General features: G+C 53.4%; 20 protein-coding genes. 16 read left to right on the top strand and 4 right to left on the bottom strand.

Going from position 1 to position 22,472, the window contains the following annotated elements; translation table 11 throughout:
- Window positions 1-5: 5 nt before the first annotated feature.
- Window positions 6-1,310 carry an OprO/OprP family phosphate-selective porin gene (locus tag DW350_RS15345; RefSeq protein ID WP_115719774.1) on the bottom strand — a complete coding sequence of 435 codons (1,305 nt, stop codon included), beginning with the start codon at window positions 1,308-1,310 and terminating at the stop codon, window positions 6-8.
- A 333-nt stretch (window positions 1,311-1,643) separates the two neighbouring features.
- On the opposite strand from DW350_RS15345, the gene DW350_RS15340 reads away from it, so the two are divergent.
- The 4 genes from DW350_RS15340 to DW350_RS15325 all read left to right on the top strand — a co-directional run bounded on the left by DW350_RS15340 (window position 1,644) and on the right by DW350_RS15325 (window position 5,216).
- Complete coding sequence (locus DW350_RS15340) at window positions 1,644-2,600, top strand: DUF2333 family protein (RefSeq protein WP_115720661.1); 957 nt, start codon at window positions 1,644-1,646, stop codon at window positions 2,598-2,600.
- A 241-nt stretch (window positions 2,601-2,841) separates the two neighbouring features.
- Window positions 2,842-3,591 (top strand): TIGR04219 family outer membrane beta-barrel protein, encoded by a 750-nt coding sequence (locus tag DW350_RS15335; protein ID WP_192954709.1) that lies wholly within the window; start codon window positions 2,842-2,844, stop codon window positions 3,589-3,591.
- 144 nt (window positions 3,592-3,735) lie between these two features.
- On the top strand, window positions 3,736-4,485 hold the full coding sequence (locus tag DW350_RS15330; protein ID WP_192954708.1) for a TIGR04219 family outer membrane beta-barrel protein: 750 nt from the start codon (window positions 3,736-3,738) through the stop codon (window positions 4,483-4,485).
- A gap of 113 nt (window positions 4,486-4,598) precedes the next feature.
- Window positions 4,599-5,216: a hypothetical protein gene (locus DW350_RS15325; protein WP_115719771.1), complete on the top strand. Its 618-nt coding sequence runs from the start codon at window positions 4,599-4,601 to the stop codon at window positions 5,214-5,216.
- A gap of 25 nt (window positions 5,217-5,241) precedes the next feature.
- On the opposite strand, the gene DW350_RS15320 is transcribed toward DW350_RS15325, so the two are convergent.
- The gene (locus DW350_RS15320; protein ID WP_115719770.1) at window positions 5,242-5,922 is read right to left on the bottom strand and encodes a GAF domain-containing protein; all 681 of its coding nucleotides are present in this window, start codon (window positions 5,920-5,922) and stop codon (window positions 5,242-5,244) included.
- 172 nt (window positions 5,923-6,094) lie between these two features.
- Between DW350_RS15320 and DW350_RS15315 the strand changes: the two genes are divergently transcribed.
- Genes DW350_RS15315 through cysQ form a run of 8 tightly spaced genes read left to right on the top strand, consistent with a single transcriptional unit; the run spans window position 6,095 to window position 15,015 of the window.
- Complete coding sequence (locus DW350_RS15315) at window positions 6,095-7,771, top strand: diflavin oxidoreductase (protein ID WP_192954707.1); 1,677 nt, start codon at window positions 6,095-6,097, stop codon at window positions 7,769-7,771.
- Window positions 7,771-9,438 (top strand): assimilatory sulfite reductase (NADPH) hemoprotein subunit, encoded by a 1,668-nt coding sequence (cysI, locus tag DW350_RS15310; RefSeq protein WP_115719768.1) that lies wholly within the window; start codon window positions 7,771-7,773, stop codon window positions 9,436-9,438. The genes DW350_RS15315 and cysI overlap by 1 nt, the downstream gene beginning before the upstream one ends.
- Window positions 9,413-10,108: a phosphoadenylyl-sulfate reductase gene (locus tag DW350_RS15305; RefSeq protein ID WP_115719767.1), complete on the top strand. Its 696-nt coding sequence runs from the start codon at window positions 9,413-9,415 to the stop codon at window positions 10,106-10,108. Before cysI ends, DW350_RS15305 begins: the two co-directional genes overlap by 26 nt.
- Window positions 10,109-10,112: 4 nt before the next feature.
- Window positions 10,113-11,465, top strand: coding sequence for a siroheme synthase CysG (gene cysG, locus DW350_RS15300; protein ID WP_115719766.1), 1,353 nt, complete (start codon window positions 10,113-10,115; stop codon window positions 11,463-11,465).
- Window positions 11,462-12,349 (top strand): sulfate adenylyltransferase subunit CysD, encoded by an 888-nt coding sequence (gene cysD, locus DW350_RS15295; RefSeq protein WP_115719765.1) that lies wholly within the window; start codon window positions 11,462-11,464, stop codon window positions 12,347-12,349. The genes cysG and cysD overlap by 4 nt, the downstream gene beginning before the upstream one ends.
- The gene (locus DW350_RS15290; protein ID WP_115719764.1) at window positions 12,349-13,677 is read left to right on the top strand and encodes a sulfate adenylyltransferase subunit 1; all 1,329 of its coding nucleotides are present in this window, start codon (window positions 12,349-12,351) and stop codon (window positions 13,675-13,677) included. The genes cysD and DW350_RS15290 overlap by 1 nt, the downstream gene beginning before the upstream one ends.
- A 2-nt stretch (window positions 13,678-13,679) precedes the next feature.
- Entirely contained in the window at window positions 13,680-14,288 is a 609-nt protein-coding gene (cysC, locus tag DW350_RS15285; protein ID WP_115719763.1) for an adenylyl-sulfate kinase, read from the top strand.
- Window positions 14,272-15,015, top strand: a complete 744-nt coding sequence (gene cysQ / locus DW350_RS15280; protein ID WP_115719762.1) for a 3'(2'),5'-bisphosphate nucleotidase CysQ — start codon at window positions 14,272-14,274, stop codon at window positions 15,013-15,015. Before cysC ends, cysQ begins: the two co-directional genes overlap by 17 nt.
- Here cysQ and DW350_RS15275 read toward each other — a convergent pair.
- Window positions 14,981-15,787, bottom strand: coding sequence for a TIGR03899 family protein (locus DW350_RS15275; protein WP_115719761.1), 807 nt, complete (start codon window positions 15,785-15,787; stop codon window positions 14,981-14,983). The two genes, cysQ and DW350_RS15275, sit on opposite strands and share 35 nt — an antisense overlap.
- Before the next feature lie 95 nt (window positions 15,788-15,882).
- Here DW350_RS15275 and DW350_RS15270 point away from each other — a divergent pair, with 95 nt between their 5' ends.
- Window positions 15,883-16,995: a L,D-transpeptidase family protein gene (locus tag DW350_RS15270; protein WP_115719760.1), complete on the top strand. Its 1,113-nt coding sequence runs from the start codon at window positions 15,883-15,885 to the stop codon at window positions 16,993-16,995.
- Window positions 16,996-17,071: 76 nt separating this feature from the next.
- On the top strand, window positions 17,072-17,617 hold the full coding sequence (gene mepK / locus DW350_RS15265; RefSeq protein ID WP_115719759.1) for a peptidoglycan L,D-endopeptidase MepK: 546 nt from the start codon (window positions 17,072-17,074) through the stop codon (window positions 17,615-17,617).
- A 40-nt stretch (window positions 17,618-17,657) separates the two neighbouring features.
- Here mepK and DW350_RS15260 read toward each other — a convergent pair whose 3' ends face one another.
- Window positions 17,658-18,215 carry a YtfJ family protein gene (locus DW350_RS15260; protein ID WP_115719758.1) on the bottom strand — a complete coding sequence of 186 codons (558 nt, stop codon included), beginning with the start codon at window positions 18,213-18,215 and terminating at the stop codon, window positions 17,658-17,660.
- Between the two features lie 142 nt (window positions 18,216-18,357).
- Between DW350_RS15260 and DW350_RS15255 the strand changes: the two genes are divergently transcribed.
- Both DW350_RS15255 and DW350_RS15250 read left to right on the top strand, forming a co-directional pair.
- Window positions 18,358-20,610, top strand: a complete 2,253-nt coding sequence (locus DW350_RS15255; protein ID WP_115719757.1) for a zinc-dependent metalloprotease — start codon at window positions 18,358-18,360, stop codon at window positions 20,608-20,610.
- A gap of 12 nt (window positions 20,611-20,622) precedes the next feature.
- Window positions 20,623-22,359 (top strand): aminopeptidase P family protein, encoded by a 1,737-nt coding sequence (locus DW350_RS15250; protein ID WP_115719756.1) that lies wholly within the window; start codon window positions 20,623-20,625, stop codon window positions 22,357-22,359.
- Window positions 22,360-22,472: the final 113 nt, after the last annotated feature.

Genomic DNA, 22,472 nt, shown 5'->3' with positions numbered 1-22,472 from the left:
GCTCCTTAAAAGACGTATTGCAGACGAGCCACCACGGCTTTGGAATCATTTTTAACAGCGTAACCATCAATATCGGCAGAAGTATCGATGTTGCTGACGCGGTAAGTGATGTAGTTCAGGGAAGTACGAATGCTCTCGTTCACAAAGTAGTTCACGCCAACGGTAAATTCGTTGGTGGTGTGTTTGGCGCCGCGCACCGCGGCTTCCACGCCGTCAACGTTGTTATCGATGTTTTTCTTGGTCGCGGCTTCGTTGGCATTAATGTCAATGGACTCGTAGCGAGCAAAAACTTCGTAACTGTTGAAGTTGGTTGGTTTTTTCCAGCGACCTTTGGCCACGTCGTATTTACGGCTAGCACCAAACAGGTATGAAATTTGGCCGTAGTAACCGTCGATATCTGAGCTGGCGTAGTCTTCGTCGTTATAGCCGTGGGTTTTGCGTTTGAAATACTCACTTTGCAGGCGCAAACCTTTTAGCTGGTAACCGGCTTCCAGCACATATTCGTTGTCGCTGGTGGTGTTGTCGATATCGGCAAAGCGCATTTTGTCATCAGCATCGGAGCGAATACCAAAGCGGGACTGCAACTTGGTTTCGTTATCGCTGGGGTTGGCATCGTGGTAGTCGACGCCCAAATGCAGAATTTGGTCAGGCTCTAAAATCGGTGCGTAGGTGGCACGCAAGGTGTAGCCGTAGATGTCGTTATTACCGTCATCTGGCTTATCGCCGTTGGTGGCAATCTGTGCGCTCAGGCTGTAGTTGTCGCCGGCGTGCATGGCGCGAATGCCAAAGTTGGTATCGTCACTGCCGGCCAGAAAATCGTACATGGCCGGGCGTTCCATACCGGTTATCCAAGACGAGCTGGTAGCGCCTTCAAGGCCATAATAAACGCGGTATTTACCAACGGTGATATTGGCAAAATCAAAACCGTTGTATTGCAGCCATACCCAGTCAACGTCGGTGCCGTCTTCGTTGCCATCAAAATTAAGACGCAGGCCGTAATTCCAGTCGCTAAAGGCGGTGCCTTCAAATTTCAGTTGGCCACGGCGTACAAAGGCGTCGGTGGTGCTGGCAAAGGGCTTGTTTTCGCTGGCGGCAGCCAGACCATCAAAACGGGTAGCGTCGAGCTGAATTTTACCGGAAAACTTAAAGGCGAAGGCGTCGTCAGCAGTGTGTAATTCCAGGCCGCCATTGTCGGTATTAACCACTAAGTCTGGGCCGTTGGTGGTAACGGTACCGGCCAGGGCACAAAAGGAAGACAGCGCGAGAAGAGTGGATACACACAATACAGAAGGTTTAGTCAGTAATTTCATGGTTAGACTTATCTCTATGATCTGCTTTGAGTTTGTAGGGTGAAAACGACGCGAACCCTAAAGACTCAATGTGACAAGCACATGACCGGTGAAAAATTTAATAAGTGCTGTTTTCGCGGTTTATGGCTTCAGCGCCCTAACCGCGATAGATGACGTAAGCCGTTTTAAAATGAGAAAATAATGCGATTGCGCACCGCTGTGCATCTTTGCTTACATTGAAAGTGGTCGTACCTGTGCGGGCGTCATGTTATGGTTTGGGCCACTATTTGGCAGCTGCATTGGCACCGGTTGTTATCACTGCAAGGTACTTATAAAAAGGAAGGAGTAACGGATATGTCGAGAGGAAAAGTCATTACCTTGAGCCTGGTTGGGCTGGTGCTGGCTGGCTATCTGCTTGGCGTGTATTGGTCAATTGAGCCGGACCGTTTCGATGTTAAAGCGGCAACGGAACAAGCCATGAAGGAAGACAACCTGCCTGATGTTACCGGTACCACTACCACCACTGCCGTGATTAAAATCGCCAGCACCTTGCTGGATAAGCCCGGCGGCTTTTTGTCTAATGACATTACCCCGCCGTCGGTGTTCCTCGACAATATGCCCGCCTGGGAGTTTGGTAACTTGGAGCTGTTGCGTGACACCACGTTGGTGATGCGTAACGAGCTGTCCCGCTCACAATCGCAGTCGCAGGAAGATCCCGACCTCAAAGAAGCGCAGCCACTTTTTAACGTTGACCGCCGTTCTTGGATAGCACCACGTGCGGAAGGTGAGTATCGCCGTGGCATTAACCATTTAAAATCGTACCGGGCGCGGTTAAGTCAAACCGGTCCTAATAAAGCCGAGTTTTATGCAAGAGCTGATAACCTGCGTGAGCTTTTGCGCTTGGTTGAAAAACGCCTGGGCAGTTATAGCCAGCGTTTGGCCGCTTCAGTGGGCCGCGAAAGTTTAGACGTGCCGGAAGACAAAGAAACCGCCGCCGATAAAGTCACCACCTCTTGGTGGAAGCTTGATGACGTTTTTTATGAAGCTCGGGGTTACAGCTGGGGCTTGCTGCATATTCTGAAAGCGGCCGAAGTGGATTTCGGCCCCATCCTTGAAAACAAGCACGCGCTGGTGAGCCTGCGCCAAGTGATCAGGGAATTGGAATCGACGCAGCAAACGGTGTGGAGCCCCATTATTTTAAATGGCTCGGGTTTTGGTTTTATGGCCAACCACTCGTTGGTGATGGCCAACTACGTTAGCCGTGCCAATGCCGCCGTGGTTGATTTAGAAGCGCTGCTTGACCGCGGATAAAGGATAAACAAAGAAAACCAGGCCGCCGCTGTGCGGCCTTTTTTTATTCTTGCTATTTATGTATCCCGCTTATCTCGCCGCCTAATTAGGTAAGGCTGTTATCTATTTTTGAGCAAGGGTGTCTGGCATTGCCATCTGCTGGTAATATCGCCTGTTTTTTGCCCATGTAACAAAGGGTTGCTTGTAGCAATTTGACGCTGCGGATACTCTTTGTGCCACTAATCCACGGAGTAAGATGGACATGAAAAAAACGTTGTTGCTTGCAAGCCTGGCAAGTGCAGTGGTGGTATTGCCTGCCCACGCTGACTTTCTCGGTATTTATGCCGGTGCTGGCTACTGGAAAAACGATATGTCGGGCGACCTGCTTGGCACCTCAACTTCCGCCGATAATGAATTGGGTTTAGACAGCGCCGACCTGGTGCAGTGGTATGTGAACTTTGAGCATCCCATTCCGCTTATTCCCAATGTCCGCATTGCCTACAGCGATATTGACCAGGCCGGTTCTGGCACCCTTGATAGCGGCATTACTTACGATGGCAACACTTACTCCGGTCAGGTGGATTCTCACCTGGCACTGAAAATGACTGACGTCACCTTGTATTACGAACTGTGGGATACCGGCGCGGATTTTGACGTGGGTGTCACTGGCCGTAAGTTTGACGGTTACATGCAGTTAAGTGACCCGGGTGGTAGCAATCAAGCCAGCTCCAGCGTCAACGACTGGGTGCCTATGGCTTATGGCAATCTGCGCATTGACCTGCCATTTACCGGCCTTTATGCCCAGGTACAGGGTAACGGCATTGCCTACAGCGGCAACCATATCTACGATTACAGCGCACTTATCGGTTATACCCTTGATATTCCAGGGCCTTTCGATGTGGGTGTTGAGGCGGGTTATCGCCGTCTGGAGCTGAAACTGAGCGATATCGGTGACTTTAATACTGACCTTGATATCTCGGGCCCCTTTGTTAACGTGACCATGCATTTCTAAGTGCTAATGACCTGAAAAAGGCCTGCAACAGCAGGCCTTTTTACTGCCTGTAGCTGAATAGAATAGCGGTTTTTAATGGCCTGACTGTCGATAACCTACCTGGCCTACTACCCTTGGAGACAGTGTTGACAAGGGATGAAACCGATGAAAAAACTGCTGTTTGCTGCCACCATCGCCACAGGTATCAGTTTGCCTGCCGTTGCTGACGGTTTAGGTATTTATGCTGGTATCGGTCAATGGAATAACGATTTTTCGGGTAACGTGTTATCGGAAGATGTGGGTGTTAAGGACGAAATGGGCCTAAAGCACGCCGACCTTACCCAATGGTTTATTAATTTCGAACATCCTATTCCGGTTATTCCCAATATTCGTCTTGCCTATAGCAATATTTCAGAAAGCGGCACTGGCCGCCTGGATGAAAACGTGGAGTTTGACGACACCACTTATCCCATCGGCTCTGAGATCAACAGCGACTTAAAACTGAAAATGACCGATGTCACCTTCTATTACGAGCTTTGGGATACCGGTGGTGATTTAGATGTAGGCATCACCGGTCGTAAGCTTGACGGCCACCTGAAATTAAATAACGACCTGATTGGCAGTGCTGAGGAACCTGTTGATGAATGGGTTCCGATGTTGTACCTCAATGGCCGTGTTAATTTGCCGCTTACCGGGCTTTACGTTGGTGCCTTGGGTAATGGCATTGCCTACAGCGGCAACCGCCTCACCGATTACCGGGCCTTTGTTGGTTATGACTTTGATATTCCAGGGCCGGTTGATGTGGGTGTGCAGTTGGGCTACCGGGCGGTTGACCTGAAACTTGAAGACATTGGTGACTTTGATGCCAACATCAAATTGGACGGCGCTTATGCGTCGTTGACCATGCATTTCTAAATAAGTGTTCTTGGTAAAAAGGCCTGGCTTTGCCAGGTCTTTTTTTGTTCGACCCGGTCAAAGTTCTGGGTGTATGGTTAAAAAGTGCGCTTACTTGCCTAAGGACTAGGTCTATGAAATGGATGAAAATAGTGCTGTTTGGGCTACTTCTTGTTGGCTGCAGCAGTAACACCACGGTAACGGGTACCTGGAAAATGCCGAACAACCAGGTGAAGGCGAAAAACATTATGGTTTTTGCCTTGAGTCACGAATTACCAGTGCGCCAAGGGGCTGAAGATGCCTTGGTAAAAAAATTAAAAGCGGCGGGCGTTGAAGCGCAAAGCAGTTTGCGCGCTCTCGGTGCGAAAATGGCGCCGGGAAAAACGACCCGTGAAGCACTCATTGCGGCGGTAAAAGCCAAAGGTGCCGACCATGCCTTGGTTGTTGCGCTGCTAAGAACCGATACCCAAACCCGTTATGTGCCAGGGGCAACCAGTTATTCACCCGACCCTTTCCTTTACGGGCCTTTTAGTAATGTTTACCCCGGCCTTTACATGCAAATTTCCGAACCGGGTTATTACAAGCAGTTCCAGCATTTTTATTTAGAAAGTGATTTATACCGCGTGAAAGACGAGCAACTGGTGTGGTCGGCACAAACCGATACCGTCAATCCTGACGTTAACATTGATACGGCGGCGCAGGATTTTTCAGACAAGTTGATAAGCGCGATGAAAGGCGCTGCGCTCTGGTAATAAAAAAGGCCCCAACGGGCCTTTTTTATACAAACTGGCGAGCCGCCCAAAGCGCTAGCCCCACAAAAATACCGAGCTTGTGGTCGTCGAAATAATGGGGGCTGAAGGCTTCAGCATCGAGAATACCAATGGTGTCGCCGCTATCGTTATAAAGCGGAATGCAAAGTTCAGCCTGGACTTTGGGGTCGCAAGTGTAATATTCGCCGCCCTCTTTTAAGTAACCTGCCACATCTTGAATCAAACGGCCTTTACCGGTTAAACCGACGGTGGCGTTATTGGAAATGGTGGCAAATTGCGCGTTTAGCGGAAATTCAGCGCGAGACGGCGCGCCGCGATAGGCGGCCTTGACTAACACCTTGTCGCCGTCGGCGTTGGTTTTAGCCGGATATAAACCTAACCAGTCAACTTGCGTTTGGGCGGTAATATGGGCAACGGCGGCATTTAAGCGCGCCAACAGTGCGTCGTTGTCAGCGTTTTTACCGCCCAGAATGGGGCGCAGATCATAGGGCTCGTCGGCCAGTTGCCCAAACAGTGAACAGGCGCCACCTTCACCCAGCTCTGGCACCTTAAAAACGTAATGGGCCAGCTCGGTTCCGCCAGCCAGGGGCGCCAGTGCATCCAGCGCCTCAGCCGTTTTATTGGCAATGGCTTGGCCTTGTGCTGACAGGGTAAGGCCAGACAGTTCAATGTAGCGCTCAGCGTTCACAGCGCACTCCCTAAGTGAATGATGAATAAGCGGCTTGGCATTCTACGTGGGGCGTACAAAGCCGACAATGCGCGCCTTATTCCGTTATGGCATACAAAAGCCTTTTTTAATCTTTCATTCGGCCATCCGCACTTCTAAGATGGCGCTCATCATTAATGGTATTCAGGCCCTCATGTCTCAAGTATTGACTCAACTGACCCAAGCGGTCAGAGAACAATTAACGGCGTTATCCAGTGACGACCTGCGCTGGTTAAGCGGTTATCTGGCCGGTTTGGCTGACGGTAAAGCCCAGGCTGGCGTAGCGCCGGTTGCCGCTACGGCCGCTAGCCGCCCGTTGCTGGTGCTTTATGGTTCGCAAACCGGTAATGCCGAAGGTATTGCAAAAACCTTTGCTGACGCGGCTAAAGCGGCCGGTTTGAGCGTGACCCTAGCCTCTATGGCCGGTTTTAAAGCCAAAAAGTTGAGTGATGCCCAAGATATCGCCCTGGTAGTGTCTACCCACGGCGACGGCGAGGCGCCTGATGATGCCATTGCCCTGCATGAGCTGTTGGGCTCTAAACGGGCTCCCGATCTTAGCCAAACCCGCTTTTCGGTTTTGGCCCTGGGTGACAGCTCTTATCCGCTGTTTTGCCAAACCGGTAAAGATTTTGACGAACGCTTGGCTGCCGCCGGTAGTGAGCGCCTGTTGGCGCGTAAAGACGCCGATGTCGATTTTCAAGCCACCGCGCAGCAATGGCAGGATGAGCTGCTTACCGCGCTAGCCGATGCTGCCCCGCAAGTACAAAGCGCAGGCACGGCTGCCCAAAGCGCCTCTGGCGCGCAGCCAACCCGCGCCAACCCAATGAGTGCAGAAGTGTTAGCCGTGCACCCGCTGACCATTGATGCCGGCCACGAGGTTTACCACCTGGAGTTAGATGTTCCCGGCCTGGTATACAAAGCCGGCGACGCGCTTGGCATAGTGCCGGTGCAAAGCGATGAGCTGGTACAAGCGGTGCTGGGTGTGACTCGCCTAAACGGCGAAGAAGCGGTAACCGTAGACGGCAAGAAGCAGCGTCTTTTTGCTGCGTTAAAGCACAAAGAGCTGACCACACTGCACCCGAAAACCGTTAGCGAGTTGCAATTGTCTGACGGCGAAGGGCAATTGCCAGAGCGTATTCGTACCCGCAGTGAATCGTTAACGGCGCAGCAATTGGTGGACGCCTTAAAGCCCCTGGCGCCAAGGCTCTATTCCATTGCCTCTTCACAAGCTGAAGTTGAAGATGAAGTGCACCTGACCGTTGCGCTGGTGGCCTTCGAAGCCGACGGCAACAGTCGCTACGGCGTGTCATCCGGTTTGATTTCGCGTCTGGAAGTAGGCGACGAGGTCAAGGTTTATGTGCAGCCGAATAACCGCTTCCGCCTGCCTGAGGCCGATAAGCCGGTGATCATGATTGGCCCTGGCACCGGTGTGGCGCCGTTTCGTGCCTTTATGCAAGAGCGCGAGGCGGCCGAGGCCAGTGGTGGCAACTGGCTGTTCTTTGGCAGCCGTCACCTTCGCAACGACTTCTTGTACCAAACCGAGTGGCAGCGCTGGCTTGGCGAAGGGGTTTTGAACAAGTTAAGCCTGGCCTTTAGCCGCGACCAGAGCGAAAAAATTTACGTTCAGCACCGCCTGAAAGAGCAAGGCAGCGAGGTTTGGCAGTGGCTGAATGACGGCGCCTATCTCTATGTGTGTGGCGACGCCGAACGTATGGCCAAAGACGTTCACCAAGCACTGGTTGATGTCATTGCCAGCCACGGTAATACCGATGGCGAAACCTATTTGAATGACTTGCGTGCCCAAGGCCGCTACTTGAGGGATGTGTACTGATGGCTTCTCCCAACGAACGTATTAAGAACGAAAGCCGCCACCTGCGTGGTACCCTCGAAGAAAGCTTGCATGACGGCTTTACCGGCGCCCTGCGTGAAGACGACACCCAGTTGTCTAAATTCCATGGCTTTTACCAGCAGGATGACCGCGACACCCGTAACGAGCGGGCTAAGCGCAAGTTAGAGCCGCTTTACAGCTTTATGTTGCGGGCACGGGTGCCCGGTGGCGTTATTACCCCACAGCAGTGGTTAACCGTTGACAAGTTGGGCCGTGAGCTCAGCGGTGGCAGCGTGCGTTTAACCACCCGCCAAACCTTTCAGTACCACGGTATTTTAAAAGAAAGCCTTAAGCCGCTGATCCAAGGGCTGCACAGCGCACTTTTGGATTCCATTGCCGCTTGTGGTGACGTCAACCGTAACGTGCTTTGCAACACCAACCCGGTGGATTCAAGCCTGCACCAGCAGGTTTTCCAGCAGACGGTGGCGCTTTCTGAGCACCTGCTGCCTAACACTCATGCCTACCATGAAATTTGGTTGGATGAAGAAAAGGTGGCCGATTCCAGTGAGCCAATGTACGGCGACACCTATCTGCCCCGTAAATTTAAAGCCGCCGTTGCCGTGCCGCCCCATAACGACGTTGATGTTTACGCCAACGATTTGGGGTACGTGGCCATTGCTGAAAACGGCAAACTGCGCGGTTATAACGTGTTGGTGGGCGGCGGTATGGGCACGACCCATGGTGACACCACGACTTACCCGCGTACCGCCAGCTGCTTGGGCTTTATTAGCCCAGAACAGATGAACGTGGTTGCCGAAGCGGTGCTGACCACCCAGCGTGATAACGGTAACCGTGATAACCGTAAAAATGCCCGTCTGAAATACACCGTCGACCGTATGGGGGTTGAGGCCTTCAAAGCCGAAGTGGAAAAACGCTCTGGCGTGACTTTCCTGCCAGAAGTGCCGGTCACGTTTACCCAGCAAGGCGACCGCTTTGGGTGGGTCGAAGGCGTGGATGGCCGCGAGCATCTCACATTGTTTGTGCCGGAGGGGCGTCTTATCGACAAACCCGGCCAGGCTTGGCTGACCGGCCTTCGCGCCATTGCCGAAATACACCAGGGCGATTTTCGGATGACGGCGAACCAAAACCTCATTATTGCCGGTGTGCCCAAGGCCGAAAAAGCCAAGGTTGAAGCGCTGGTTAGCGAATTTGGTCTCAAGGTGCCCACTACCAAGCTTCGCGAAAACGCCATGGCCTGTGTGGCCTTGCCAACCTGTGGCTTGGCCATGGCCGAAGCCGAACGCTACCTCGAAGACTTTGTTGGCAAAGTGCAACACCTGCTTGATGAGGTTGCGCTGGGTGACCAAGACATCGTTACCCGTATTACCGGTTGCCCCAATGGCTGTGCTCGCCCGTTCCTGGCCGAGATTGGCTTGGTAGGTAAGGCCCCTGGCCGTTACAACCTGTATTTGGGCGCCGATGGCCGCGGTTTACGGGTTAATAAACTCTATCGCGAGAACCTCACCGAAACCGAGATCCTCGCTGAACTCAAGCCGGTGCTAAGCCGCTACCAGGCCGAACGCAATGACGACGAACGCTTTGGTGATTTCGTTGTCCGCGCCGGTGTGGTGAAGGAGGTCAAAGATGCCAAAGTCGATTTTCACGCCTGAGGATCTCATCAAGCTTGAAGCCATGGATGCACAGGCAAGGGTGCGCTGGGCGTTAGATAATCTGCCCGGCGAATTTGCCCTTAGCTCCAGCTTTGGCATTCAAGCGGCGGTGATGCTGCATATGGTGAGCCAAGAAGCGCCAGGGGTACCGGTGGTGTTCATCGACACCGGTTATCACTTCCCTGAAACCTACAGTTTTGTTGACAGCTTGACTGAGCGTTTAGGGCTTAACCTCAAGGTGTATAGCCCGAAAACCAGCGCCGCTTGGCAAGAAGCCCGTTTTGGCAAACGCTGGGAGCAAGGGGTTGAAGGTATCAAAGCCTACAACCATGACAACAAAGTCGAGCCGATGCAGCGCGCCTTAAAGGAGCTTGAGGTGCAAAGCTGGTTTGCGGGGCTGCGGCGTCAGCAATCCAGTACCCGCGAGGGCAGGGCGGTATTGGAAGAGCAGGATGGGCGGACCAAAATTTACCCCATTATTGATTGGACCAATCGCGATGTTTATCGCTATTTAACGGCCAATCACCTGCCGTATCACCCGCTGTGGGACAAGGGTTATGTTTCGGTGGGCGACTGGCACTCCACGGTGCCACTTTCCGAACAAATGAGTGAAGAAGAAACCCGCTTTGGTGGCTTGCTGCGTGAATGCGGCCTGCACGTTAACGAGTAAACAAATGCACGACTTTCCTTTGTTTTTGGATTTACACGGCAAGGACGTGCTGGTGGTTGGCGGTGGCGCTGTGGCCTGGCGTAAGGTCCAAGCGCTGTTAAAAGCCGGTGCCAAGGTGCGGGTAGTAGCGCCAAGCCTGTGCGCAGAAATAGCAGCCAGCCCGATTGATCATGTCAGTGACGTCTTTGAGCCGAAATGGCTTGAAGGTGTATGGCTGGCCATTGCCGCCACCGATGATGAACTGGTCAATGAACAGGTGGCCGAAGCGGCTAATGCCCGAAAAATTTGGGTAAATGTGGTGGATCAGCGCCAACTTTGCAGTGCCATTGTGCCGGCGGTGGTGGACCGCAAGCCCATTACCATTGCTATTTCCAGTAACGGCCAAGCGCCGGTTTTAGCGCGGCGAATTCGTGAGCGCCTGGAAGCAGAGATACCCCAATGGACCGGCGCTTTGGCGGCGTTAATGGGACGTTTTCGGGGCAAAGTCGCCAACACCTTTAGCGCCTTTAGTGAGCGGCGCCGTTTCTGGGAAGCGCTACTCGACAGTAATGTTAGTCAGCAGTTAGCCAAGGGCGATGAGGTCGCCGCTGAGGCGGAGTTGACGGCATTGCTCTCAGGCGATAACAGCCGCCAAGGTTGGCTAAAACTGGTCGGCGCTGGCCCGGGCGACCCGGACCTTTTAACCCTAAAATCACTGCAGGCTTTGCAGGCGGCAGATGTCATTGTTTATGACCGACTTGTTGCAAAATCTGTGTTAGAGTTGGCCCGCCGTGACGCCGATTTTATTTCGGTCGGTAAGGAAAAAGGCTTTCATTCAGTACCGCAACAAGAGATTGAAGCTATTTTAGTGCGAGAAGCTAAGGCCGGGCGCCGCGTCGTGCGGCTCAAAGGGGGCGACCCCTTTGTGTTCGGTCGTGGTGGTGAAGAAGTGCTGGCGGCCCGTGCTGAAAATATTGATGTGGAAGTCGTCCCCGGCATTACCGCCGCGGCAGCATGCAGTGCCCGTACGCAAGTTCCCCTTACGCATCGCGGCCTGGCCAACCAGATGACACTGGTTACTGGCCATTGCCAGCCGGGTGGCGATGACACTAACTGGCGAGCGCTGGCTCAGCAGAACAGCACCCTGGCTGTTTATATGGGCCTTACCCAAAGCAGCCATATCGCTGACGAATTAATGGCAGGTGGCCTGGCCCCTTCTACCCCGGTCTTGGTGGTGGAAAATGGCACTCGGCCCGAAGAACGTCGCTTTCGTACCGACCTCGGCCATCTGGCAGACACCATTGGAAAAGCGCAGGTTAAGTCCCCTGCCTTGTTAATGATTGGAGACACCGTGACCTTGTATCAGGAGGCCAAATGAGCCTAAGCCCCCATCTCGCGGCTCTGGAAGCCGAGTCCCTGCACATTATTCGAGAAGCCGCAGCGGAATTTGAGAGGCCGCTAATGCTCTACTCCATCGGTAAGGACTCGAGCGTTCTGCTGCACCTTATTCGCAAAGCCTTTTTGCCGGCACTGGTGCCGTTTCCGGTGCTGCATATCGACACCGGCTGGAAATTCCAGGCCATGTACGCCTTTCGTGATGCCCAGGCCAAAAAATTCGGTTTAGATCTGAAAGTGGTGCAAAACCCGAAAAAACTGAATCCCTTTGACCATGGCCCGCGTTACACCGATGTCATGAAAACCGAAGCATTGAAAGCCGAGCTTGCCCGCGGTAAGTACGACTGTGCCTTCGGTGGGGCGCGGCGCGATGAAGAAGCGTCCCGCGCCAAGGAGCGGGTATTCTCGCACCGCGATGCATTCCAGCGCTGGGAGCCGCGCCGCCAGCGTCCTGAACTGTGGTCACACGTCAATAGTGACCTGGCCAAAGACGAAAGTATGCGAGTGTTCCCGCTCTCCAACTGGACCGAGCGTGACATCTGGGCCTACATTCGCGCCGAAGAAATTGAATTGGTACCGCTGTATTTTGCCGCCGAACGGCCGGTAGTGGAGCGTGACGGCCAGCTGTTTATGGTGGACGACGAGCGTTTCCGCCTTGAGCCAGGCGAAGTGCCGCAAATGAAGAAAGTGCGTTTCCGTACCTTGGGTTGTTACCCGCTGACAGCTGCCATTGAGTCTGACGCTGAAACCCTTGACGAAGTGCTTGAGGAGTTGGGGCAGCTGGGCGCCAGTGAGCGCTCCGGCCGAATGATCGATAAAGACTCGGCTGCCGCCATGGAACGTAAGAAACGCCAGGGGTACTTCTAATGCAAGAAACACTGAAACTGCTGACCTGTGGCTCCGTTGATGACGGTAAATCCACACTGATTGGTCGCTTCCTTTATGAAACGGGCCAGCTTTATGCTGACCAGTTAGCCTCGCTGGGCGAGCCTGACGAAAACGGCGAATTGCCCTTTGCCAATCTCTTGGACGGTTTGGAAGCTGAGCGTAGCCAAGGCATTACCATTGATGTGGCCTGGCGTTTTGCCGAAGCCGGCAGCCGCCATTTGATCATTGCTGACACTCCCGGACACGAGCAATACACCCGTAACATGGTGACCGGTGCCTCCCACTGCGACTTGGCCATTATTCTGGTCGATGCTCGCAAAGGCATTATTCGCCAGACTCGCCGCCATAGCTTCCTTTGCCACTTGCTGGGTATTCGTCAGTTCGTGGTTGCCGTCAATAAAATGGATGCTGTTGGTTACGATGAGCAAACCTTCAAGGCCATTGAAGCTGACTACTACAAGCTGGCTGAGCGGATGCCTGGGGCCAACATCAAAGTGTTACCGGTTTCTGCCCTGAAAGGTGACAACCTGGCGAAACTGTCAGGCAACATGCCCTGGTATCACGGCATGTCGCTGTTAGGTGCACTGGAAGACGCCAGTGTCAGCCGCCCCGAAGTGGACGGCGTGCGGTTGCCGGTGCAAACCATTTTGCGTCCTAACCAGGATTTTCGCGGCTTTGCCGGTACCCTTTTTGCCGGTCAAGTGCAGCCGGGCGATAGCCTTTACCACTGGCCGTCCGGTAAAAATGCCTTGGTAAGCCATGTTTGGCGTGCTGGTGAAGAGGTAGGCGCTATCCATGCTGGCGAAGCGGTTACCGTGCAGCTGGACCGGGAAATTGACATCAGCCGCGGCGACTGGCTCACCAATGGGCCTGTTACTGCCGCCCGTACCTGGAAAGGTTGGTTGGTTTGGCTGGATGATGAAGGCCATCAACAGGGTAAGCGTTACCGTATTAAGGCTGCCAGCCGCTGGACCTGGGGCCAGGTAAGCGAGATCCGTGGCCAGCTGAATGTGGATAACTGGACCATCGGCGAAGAGGCTGACTTTAAGGCCAATTCCATCGGCCAGGTGACGTTGCAGCTGGAAGAAAGCCAGGCACTGGATATCTACCAGCAGAGCCGCCACACCGGCAGTTTAATCTTAGTTGACCCTGATACACAGCAAACCGTTGCTGCCTTTATGGCAGAAGAAGCGGTTAGCGACGATACCGGTAATCGCCCCGTGGTTAGCCAGGCCGAAAAAGAGCTTAATGCCTATATTCGCCGCCACTACCCACATTGGCAGGCCATTGACGTGAGTGACTGGTAACCATGAGCAGTAACCTGACCTGGCACCAACACACCGTCAATGCTGTGACCCGCGCTAAAGCCTTGGGGCAAAAGCCGCTGGTGTTATGGTTTACCGGCCTTTCTGGGGCCGGTAAATCCACCCTGGCTAACGGGGTAGAGCAGGCGCTGGCCGCCGGCGGTAAACATTCTTATCTGTTAGACGGAGATAACGTTCGCCACGGCTTATGCAGCGACTTGGGCTTTAGTGATAACGACCGCACCGAGAACCTGCGCCGAGTTGGCGAGGTAGCCAACCTGATGGTGGATGCCGGGCTTATCGTGTTAGCGGCCTTCGTATCGCCCTTTGCCTCTGATCGCCAAATGATCCGTGATCGCCTGCCCCAAGGGCGCTTTTTTGAGATCTATGTCGAAGCCAGCCTGGATACCTGTGAGTCTCGCGACCCGAAAGGGCTTTATGCCAAGGCGCGCCGCGGTGAAATAAAGCACATGACCGGTCTGGATTCCCCCTTTGATGTACCCACCGCACCGGACTTGGTGGTAAATACCCAGGCACTTTCTCCAGAGCAAGCGGTCGAGAAGGTACTGAATTGGTTACAAAGTGAAGTAGGTCTCGATGCAAGCATTGATTGATGCGGTAAAAGCGGCAGGTATCAAAGCGCTGTCGTTTCAGGGCAAGGTAGAAGCCGAAGATAAGTCTGACGGCTCGCCGGTTACTCTGGCTGATAAAGCTGCCCATGATATTTTAATGGCGGCCTTAAAAGACAGTGGCTACCCGGTATTGTCGGAAGAGGGTTCCCATACTCCCTGGAGCGAGCGCCAGCACTGGCAAACCTTCTGGCTGGTAGACCCTTTGGACGGAACCAAAGAGTTCCTGGCTGGCCGCCCGGATTTTACCATTAATGTGGCGCTGATTAAGGGCAGTGAACCGGTACTGGGCTTGGTGTATGTGCCCGCTACCGACCATCTGTACGTGGGCGAAAAGGGTAAAGGTGCATACCTTGATGTCGCAGGACAGCGCCGCGTCATTAGCGTCAACCCTGACGGCAAACCGCCGGTGGTCGTGGCATCGCGTTCACATCCGGCGCCAGAGCTGGCTGATTGGCTTGATAAGGTGGGTGAACATAACCTGCTAAATCGCGGCTCAAGCCTGAAATTCTGCGCCATTGCCGAGGGTAGCGCGCAGCTTTATCCGCGTTTTAATCCCACCATGATGTGGGATACCGCCGCCGCGCAAGCTGTGCTGGAAGCGGCCGGTGGCCAGGTTTTAACCCTGGACGGCGCCCCGTTAGGTTATCGCCGTGAAAACTTACGCAATGGCGGTTTTATTGCCACTGCAAGTGTAAGTCTGCTCCCATAGCCCGTTGAAATTCATTCTCGAATTTGGCATCCGGCTCGGCTGCTAGCAGCCGAGCCAATTCATCGCCAACAGCGGTAAAGCGATAATAGGTCAGGTGGGTTTTTCTGCCTCGCCGATGACCTGTCAACTGGGCCTGATGGCCTCCCAAATAAAACTGCAACGGACTTAACCGCAGATCGGCGCTCAGAAGCTCAGTGCTTTGCAATAAGCCAATTTCCATTAAGGTTGCCAACGCCGAGTAGGGCAGGCCGAACTGGCCCAGGGGCAGTAGCCGTGTTTGCGTGCCCGCCAGGCGGTGGCGCCGGTAAATACCTATTACCAAGCGATACTCACTGCCAACCTGCAAAGCGATATTGACTGCTTTGGCAAAAAGATTGGTTTCTTTAACAGACAACTGTTCCAGTACTTCCAGTGCCCGCCGTGAGAAGCTGCCAGGGTTTTCCAATTCACGCAGTAAGATATTGGCCCAAAGCCCCTGCATACGTGGGCTGGCGGTGTTTTCACTGAGACGGCTGAAGTGATAGAACCAGTCACCATCGAGTTCATCGACTACGGTGCTGTTATCGGATTGACTCAAGGCCCGCCGCACAATGGCTTCGAGGTTGTTTTGACGCCGTGTTACGGCCAAGGCTGCCCGTTTACGCGCTCTGTCTAGCGTTTTGCCTTTTTCATCACTAAACAGCGCACCTTCCAAGGCGCCTTGCTGAGCGAGTTGGCGCAGTCTGTCCATAGGGCTGTAACCTAAGCGTTCAACGGTTGGCGATTTTTCCATGGCGGCGTTATCACAATAGTCAATCTGGCCAGACTACCGCAATTTGCAGTGGCTGTCGCTGACATAGGCACCATACTGGAATAAGGAGGTGGCCGATGAAATCTGCCTGCATTCTGGTGTGGTGTTTACTGGCGGTGCCAGCTCAGGCTGACTGGTTAGAGAGTCAGAAGCAAAGCCTTGAAAAAGTGGAAGTTCAGTTGGAAATGTTGGCGGAACAAGGGCCATGGTTACCCCTTTTAGGGCCTAAGCTCAAGCTGGGTGATAGCGGGCCAGAAGTGGCAAGGCTGCGTGAACGCTTAGTGATTTTTGGGGACCTTACCGAGGACATTCCAGGCAACCAGCAGTTTGACGATGCCACCGCCAGTGCTGTACGTCATTTCCAATGGCGAATGGGCTTAACGGAAGACGGCGTTGTTGGCCAGCAAACGATGGCAGCGCTGAATGTGACCCCGGCGGAGCGTTTACAGCAGCTACGGGCCACCTTAATGCGCATGTCTTATCTCAAAGCGGCTCATGAGCAACTGATCGTCAATATTCCTGCCTTTACGCTGATTTGGTTTGAAGGGAACCAGGTCAGGCTACGTTCCCGTATTGTGGTTGGCAGACCATCTCGGCCGACGCCGATGATGCAAAGCGAAATTACCGCCATTGAACTCAACCCCTACTGGAATGTGCCTTACAGTATTTTCCGCCGCGACTATTTGCCGAAAATACGCCGCCAGGGCTTTGAGCCTCTTATCGACCACCAAATCGAGATAGTCGAAGGCTACGGTAAGCGCACCCAGGTGGTGCCGATGCCTGACGATGTACCAAACCGCTGGCCAGCAGATTGGCGTTTGCGGCAAAAAGCGGGGGATTTTAATGCCCTGGGCCGGCTTAAGTTTGTACTGCCTAATAACAACGCCATCTATTTGCACCACACCAATCAGCCCTATTTGTTTTTAAAAAGCCGCCGTGCTTTTAGTTCGGGTTGCATTCGAGTGGAAGAGGCATACAGCTTGGCCGGGCAACTGTTAGCTGATCATCCGCTTTGGCATCAGCAGCTATTAAGTGGGCAGCAGGAGAAAATTGTATTAAATAAGCCGTTGCCGGTTGCTTTGGTTTATTGGACTGTGTGGTTAGATGCAAGTGGGTACTTACACTTCAGAAGCGATCTTTACGGGCTTGATTTGGGGCCTGATTCACAATTTGCCCTGCATAAAAGTTGATCATTTTTTGTACTGCATGTAGTTTAGAGCCGCTTTGGCACTAATTTGACTTAAACACCTAGTTGTAGGAGGTGAAATGCAGCACAAACCCCTTTCTCGCCGCAGTTTCCTTGTTGGCATCGGCAGTTTAGCCGCCGCTAGCATCCTACCAGGGAAGGCCATGGCCAGCGTAGGCCATAAAAGGGTTCTTAGCTTTCATAACCTTCATACCGGCGACTCGGCCGAAGGTATTTATTGGCAAAATGGCCTCTATCAGAAAGATACCTTACAAAGCTTTAATGAGGTGCTGAAAGACCATCGTAGTGGCGATGTAACGCACATGGATCCGGCACTGTTTGACCAGTTGACTAAGTTAACGGCCCACCTGAATTTTCAGGGCACCATTCAGGTGATCTCCGGTTATCGCTCGCCAGCCACCAATGCGGCGATGAAAAGAGCAGGGCATCATGTGGCTACCCATTCATTTCATTGCCTGGGCAAGGCCATTGATATTCGTTTGCCTGGGGTAAAACTTGCCCATGCCCATAAAGCCGCGCTGGCGATGAAAGCCGGTGGCGTGGGTTACTACCCGAGAGATAATTTTATTCATATCGACACCGGGCCGGTGCGCCGCTGGGGTTAAAAAAGACGAGCTAAAGCTCGTCTTTTTCATGGCGTTGAGGTTACTGGGCCAGTAGTTGCTGGATTAAACCCATCACTTCTTTAATGTCGCTATCGCCTAACTTGCCATCTTTGACAAAACGCACCTTGCCTTGTTGGTCCAGCACCACAATGGCTGAACTTTTATGTTTAAGATCCCAGGCCTTTCTCACTAAGCCGTCGTCGTCTAGCACGATTTGCGAGTAGGGATATTCTTCTTTGGCATCTTTTGCCGAGCTACGTACAAAGGCGCCGGTGCCCCAAATGGCGTCGTCAACGTTGATGATGGTAACGGTCTGGTATTTATCCTGAGGCAGATGGCCTTTTTTAATGGCATCGATCAGCGGATCGTTAATTTCTTTGGCGCTGGTGCGGCCTGCGAAGGCTTGGATCACGCGCACTTTGCCGGTCAGGCTGTTGGTAGAAAACGGCTGAAAACCAAATTTCTTGTCTTGATAGGTGATGGCACCTTGGTCCTTGACGGTCACGCTGGGAAGCGGTGCATCAAGCTTGATGTTGTGCGCCAAGGCTGGGAATGCCAAGGCCAAGCCTAATGCTGCTGCAGTAATGGTAAAGCGCATGAGTCTGTGCTCCTTTTTATGTGGTCCAACCATTGTGCAGTAACTGATGTGAGTTGTCAGGTTTTCGCGCTAAAAGAGGTTGCAACCGAATGTAACTCTATGAGCAACTTGTTTACATAACGTTGACTTTCAAGGAACCTGCATGCGCCGCTTTATCATCTTGCTTGGGTTGTGTTGGGCTAGCTGGGCCAATGCTGCCGTTGTTGACGGGCTTAAGCCTCAGCCCGGCTTTTATACCCTGTACCCAGACGCCAACCACGGCGCCTTGTGGATCAAACCCCGTTATGAAGAGCCATTTTTACTGCATGTTGGTTTGCCTTGGGGCGAGGGGGCCAACGAGCTGATGATGGACCGTAACCAAGTCACCGAGGCCGTACTGGTACATTTTTCCCGGCAGGGCAAAGTGGTACAGCTTATTCGCGACAATCTCAATTTTCGTGCTCGTCATGGCTCTGCTGATGAAAAGCGTTCGGTAAAGGAAGCCTTTGCCCGGTCGGTGATTTGGCAGGGTGAACTTAAGGACGGTTATGCCGACTTGGCGAGCTTGGTGCTGAGTGACCGCCAGTCCCTGGCCGCGCGCATTGCCCGAGCTGGCCAAGGCCAGTATCAGTTCGACAAGCAATTGTCTGCTATCGACTGGCAGCACAATAAAAGCTTTCCCGATAACACTGAATTACAGGGCATAGTGACCTTCAGCGGCAAGCCTGCTGGCGATGCCATTCGCTGGACGGTACCCGACCCAACTCACATGACGTTGGTGCAACGCATTTCTCTTATTCGCCTGCCGAACGATGGCTACCAGCCTATTCCTTACCACCCTCGCAGTGGTGGCTACCCGGTAGCTTTTCAGGATTACAGCATGCCGTTGGATAAACCTATTGAGCAGGCTTATCAAATGCGCCATTTGGCCGACAGCAAGCACCCCATCATTTATTACCTGGATAACGGCACCCCAGAGCCGGTGCGTTCGGCGCTATTAAAGGGCGCACGTTGGTGGAGTCAGGCTTTTAAAGAGATAGGTATCGATTTTGAAGTCAAGGTGTTACCCGATGACGCCGACCCTATGGATATCCGTTACAACGTCATCAACTGGGTACATCGGGCAACCCGAGGTTGGTCTTACGGCGCAGCTGTTGTTGATCCGCGTACAGGTGAAATACTCAAAGGCCAAGTTAGCCTAGGATCGCTACGGGTACGTCAGGACCTGCGCATTGGTGAGGCCCTAGTGGGTGAGGAGCATCACCAAGAGGCACTCAACATGGCCCTGGCCAGGTTGCGCCAGCTAGCGGCCCATGAGGTGGGTCATACCTTGGGTTTTGCCCATAACTTTGCCGCCAGTACTCAGCAGGATGCATCGGTAATGGACTACCCCCATCCGCAGGTACATCTTAAAGACGGCGTGGTCAGTCTGGACAACGCCTATGGCGTCGGTCTGGGCCGGTGGGACCATTATGTGGTGCATTACATTTATGCCAAGGATGCCGCTACCCGCAGCAAACTCGTTAAGGACAACCAAACACTGCGTTATATCTCTGACGAGGGAGCTCGTGGTTATAGCAGTGGCGAGCAAAGCGCTAACCTCTGGGACTTTGGGCAGGACCCAATCAAGGCGCTTTCTCAATTGCTGGCGGTGCGAAAACTCGCCCTTAACCGCTTTGTTGAACACGCCGTCGCGCCAGGGGAAAGAGGTGATGACTGGCAACGCAAATTAACCCCGGTGTATTTACTGCAACGCTATCAGGCCGAAGCTGTGGCCAGGTTATTAGGTGGCGTAAGTTACCGTTATGGCCGCCAAGGTGAAGCCTTTCTTGGCACCGAACCGGTACCGAAAACACAGCAGCAGGCTGCTCTGAAGGCATTAGATGAGCTGCTGTCTGACAACATATTGGTGCTGCCTAAAGGTTTGATAAGTGCCATGCCGCCTTCAGGGGTGGATTTAGAAAATAATGCAGAATGGCTGCCCAGCCGACTGGGAAAAGACTTCGACCCTCAGGCCGCCGCAGAAGTGGCAGCACAAGTGGTGTTGGCACCAGCTCTGGCGCCCAGTCGCTTAGAGCGCCTCTATCAGCAGCCCAAAGGGCCTGATATGCTGGCTGTCGTAAATACGCTTGTACTGAACCATTGGCGCCAGCAAAATGCCAGTGCCACGCAAATAGTCGTGGCATGGCAAGGTTTGGCTGAGTTGGCTAAAAGCCTGCCGAAATTATCGGCCCCGGCGGCGGCGCAATTAAAAGGCCAGTTACGTGAAACCGCGAATTGGCTAGCGCACCGCAAGGGCAATAACAACTGGTCGTATCAACAACGCGAAGCGGGATTGTGGATAGCCGCCTATCTGGCTGACCCAACAACGCCGTTACCTGCACAGAGCGCCATTCCACCGGGTTCACCCATTTAAAGAGGAGCCACGATGTCGGTGATTAGTGATATCCAAGCCAAATTAGGCCAATTTGATGCCTGGTTGGTCCCCCACGAGGATGCTTTCCTCGGTGAATATCTGCCTGCTGCTAACGAGCGGCTGGCCTTTGTAACTGGCTTTACCGGCTCTGCCGGTGTGGCATTGGTAACCAAAGAAAAATTGCACATCTGGGTGGATGGCCGTTACACGGTGCAGGTGAAAACCCAAGTGCCGCAGGGCACCGAAATTCATCCTTTACATGAAACCCCCATCAGCGACTTTTTCGCCGACTTGCCCGATGGCTTTAAAGTGGGTTTTGACAGCTATTGCGTCAGTAGCCGAGTCCTTAACCAGTGGCGTGAAGCGGCGCCGCAAGTGAACTTTGTGCATGGCGCTAACTTGGTCGATGCATGCTGGGCTTGCCGTCCGGCTATGCCGTCTGCCGCGGGTTTTGCCCTCAGTGAAAAACTGACCGGTAAAAGTTGCCAGCAAAAGCGTAGCGAACTGGCCAAAGGCTTTGCCAAAAAGGCGCAGTGGGCGCTGCTGGCTCAGCCTGACAGCGTAGCCTGGCTAACCAATTTGCGTGGTAGCGACATTCCTTGTATGCCGGTGCTGATGATGCGGGCGCTGTTATCAAGCGACGGGCACTTAAAACTCTTTGTTGAGCAAAGCCGTTTGCCAGCCGATGCCGACCTTGGCAGCGATGTCGAGGTTTTGCCGCCAGCGCAGCTCAACAGTGAACTGGCTGCCCTTAAAGGCAAAAAGGTACTGGTAGACGAAGGGCTGACGCCGGCGCTGCTAGTTGACGAGCTAAAAGCCAGCGAAGCGGTGGTGGTACTGGGGACCGATCCGGCCCTTATCCCTAAAGCGGCTAAAAATGCCGTCGAAATTGACGCCATGCGTGAAACGCATCTGCGTGATGGCGCTGCGGTCACCCAGTTCCTATGCTGGCTCGATAACGTGGTCGCCAGTGGTGAGCGCCCCGACGAATTGGTACTGGCAGAACAGCTGGAAAGTTATCGTAAAGCACAGGATGATTATCTAGAGCCGAGCTTTGATACCATCTCTGCTGCCGGTGCCAATGCGGCTCTGCCGCACTACAACTTTCGTAACGGCGCCCCAAGCAACTTGCCACAAAACGGTTTTTACCTGGTGGACTCCGGCGGCCAATACCGTATCGGTACCACCGATGTTACCCGCACTATTGCCATTGGCGAGCTGACCGAAGAGCAAAAGCACCTTTATACCCTGGTTCTTAAAGGCCATATTGGGCTGGGTTCTGCTCGGTTCGTTAAAGGCACTTGCGGCCATCAACTGGATTACCTGGCGCGCGCGCCGCTGTGGGCTGAAGGGTATGACTACGACCACGGCACCGGCCATGGCGTTGGCCAATGCTTAAGCGTGCATGAAGGGCCGCAGCGCATCGGTAAGGCTGCCAATAATTATCCCATTTTGCCGGGTATGGTTTTTTCTAACGAGCCGGGTTATTACCGTGAAGGCCATTTTGGTATCCGTACCGAAAACCTGATGACGGTAGAAAAGTTTGCCGCTAAGGGTGACCGCCAGGTGATGTGCTTTGAAAACCTGACCTATATCCCGATTGACCGCCGCGGTGTAGATAAAACCATGATGAGCGAAGCGGAAATCGCTTGGTTTAATGACTATCAAGCTGAGGTGTTAGCCAAAATTGGCCCCCGGATTGATGACAACACCCGCCAGTGGTTGGCTGAGGCTTGTGCGCCTATCTAACTAACAAGGCCGGCTTAAACCGGCCTTTATTTTTTTTCGACAATGAGTCTGTCGCGGTGGCTAATGGCAGTTGCAGCCAATGCAGAGTGCCTTGCCGTCGATTTTTCAAAACC

This window comes from Gallaecimonas mangrovi, assembly GCF_003367375.1.
Taxonomy (GTDB): Bacteria; Pseudomonadota; Gammaproteobacteria; order Enterobacterales; family Gallaecimonadaceae; genus Gallaecimonas; species Gallaecimonas mangrovi.
This window is presented reverse-complemented; position numbering and strand designations above follow the sequence as displayed.

What these genes read in the sequence shown, in the direction of transcription:
- DW350_RS15305 (WP_115719767.1), top strand. Translation starts at nt 9,413, where the DNA reads ATGCCAAAGTCGATTTTCACGCCTGAGGATCTCATCAAGCTTGAAGCC.
- cysC (WP_115719763.1), top strand. Translation starts at nt 13,680, where the DNA reads ATGAGCAGTAACCTGACCTGGCACCAACACACCGTCAATGCTGTGACC.
- DW350_RS15335 (WP_192954709.1), top strand. Translation starts at nt 2,842, where the DNA reads ATGAAAAAAACGTTGTTGCTTGCAAGCCTGGCAAGTGCAGTGGTGGTA.
- cysI (WP_115719768.1), top strand. Translation starts at nt 7,771, where the DNA reads ATGGCTTCTCCCAACGAACGTATTAAGAACGAAAGCCGCCACCTGCGT.
- DW350_RS15255 (WP_115719757.1), top strand. Translation starts at nt 18,358, where the DNA reads ATGCGCCGCTTTATCATCTTGCTTGGGTTGTGTTGGGCTAGCTGGGCC.
- DW350_RS15345 (WP_115719774.1), bottom strand. Translation starts at nt 1,310, where the DNA reads ATGAAATTACTGACTAAACCTTCTGTATTGTGTGTATCCACTCTTCTC.
- DW350_RS15290 (WP_115719764.1), top strand. Translation starts at nt 12,349, where the DNA reads ATGCAAGAAACACTGAAACTGCTGACCTGTGGCTCCGTTGATGACGGT.
- DW350_RS15340 (WP_115720661.1), top strand. Translation starts at nt 1,644, where the DNA reads ATGTCGAGAGGAAAAGTCATTACCTTGAGCCTGGTTGGGCTGGTGCTG.
- DW350_RS15270 (WP_115719760.1), top strand. Translation starts at nt 15,883, where the DNA reads ATGAAATCTGCCTGCATTCTGGTGTGGTGTTTACTGGCGGTGCCAGCT.
- cysD (WP_115719765.1), top strand. Translation starts at nt 11,462, where the DNA reads ATGAGCCTAAGCCCCCATCTCGCGGCTCTGGAAGCCGAGTCCCTGCAC.
- cysQ (WP_115719762.1), top strand. Translation starts at nt 14,272, where the DNA reads ATGCAAGCATTGATTGATGCGGTAAAAGCGGCAGGTATCAAAGCGCTG.
- DW350_RS15260 (WP_115719758.1), bottom strand. Translation starts at nt 18,215, where the DNA reads ATGCGCTTTACCATTACTGCAGCAGCATTAGGCTTGGCCTTGGCATTC.
- DW350_RS15315 (WP_192954707.1), top strand. Translation starts at nt 6,095, where the DNA reads ATGTCTCAAGTATTGACTCAACTGACCCAAGCGGTCAGAGAACAATTA.
- DW350_RS15330 (WP_192954708.1), top strand. Translation starts at nt 3,736, where the DNA reads ATGAAAAAACTGCTGTTTGCTGCCACCATCGCCACAGGTATCAGTTTG.
- DW350_RS15275 (WP_115719761.1), bottom strand. Translation starts at nt 15,787, where the DNA reads ATGGAAAAATCGCCAACCGTTGAACGCTTAGGTTACAGCCCTATGGAC.
- mepK (WP_115719759.1), top strand. Translation starts at nt 17,072, where the DNA reads ATGCAGCACAAACCCCTTTCTCGCCGCAGTTTCCTTGTTGGCATCGGC.
- cysG (WP_115719766.1), top strand. Translation starts at nt 10,113, where the DNA reads ATGCACGACTTTCCTTTGTTTTTGGATTTACACGGCAAGGACGTGCTG.
- DW350_RS15325 (WP_115719771.1), top strand. Translation starts at nt 4,599, where the DNA reads ATGAAATGGATGAAAATAGTGCTGTTTGGGCTACTTCTTGTTGGCTGC.
- DW350_RS15250 (WP_115719756.1), top strand. Translation starts at nt 20,623, where the DNA reads ATGTCGGTGATTAGTGATATCCAAGCCAAATTAGGCCAATTTGATGCC.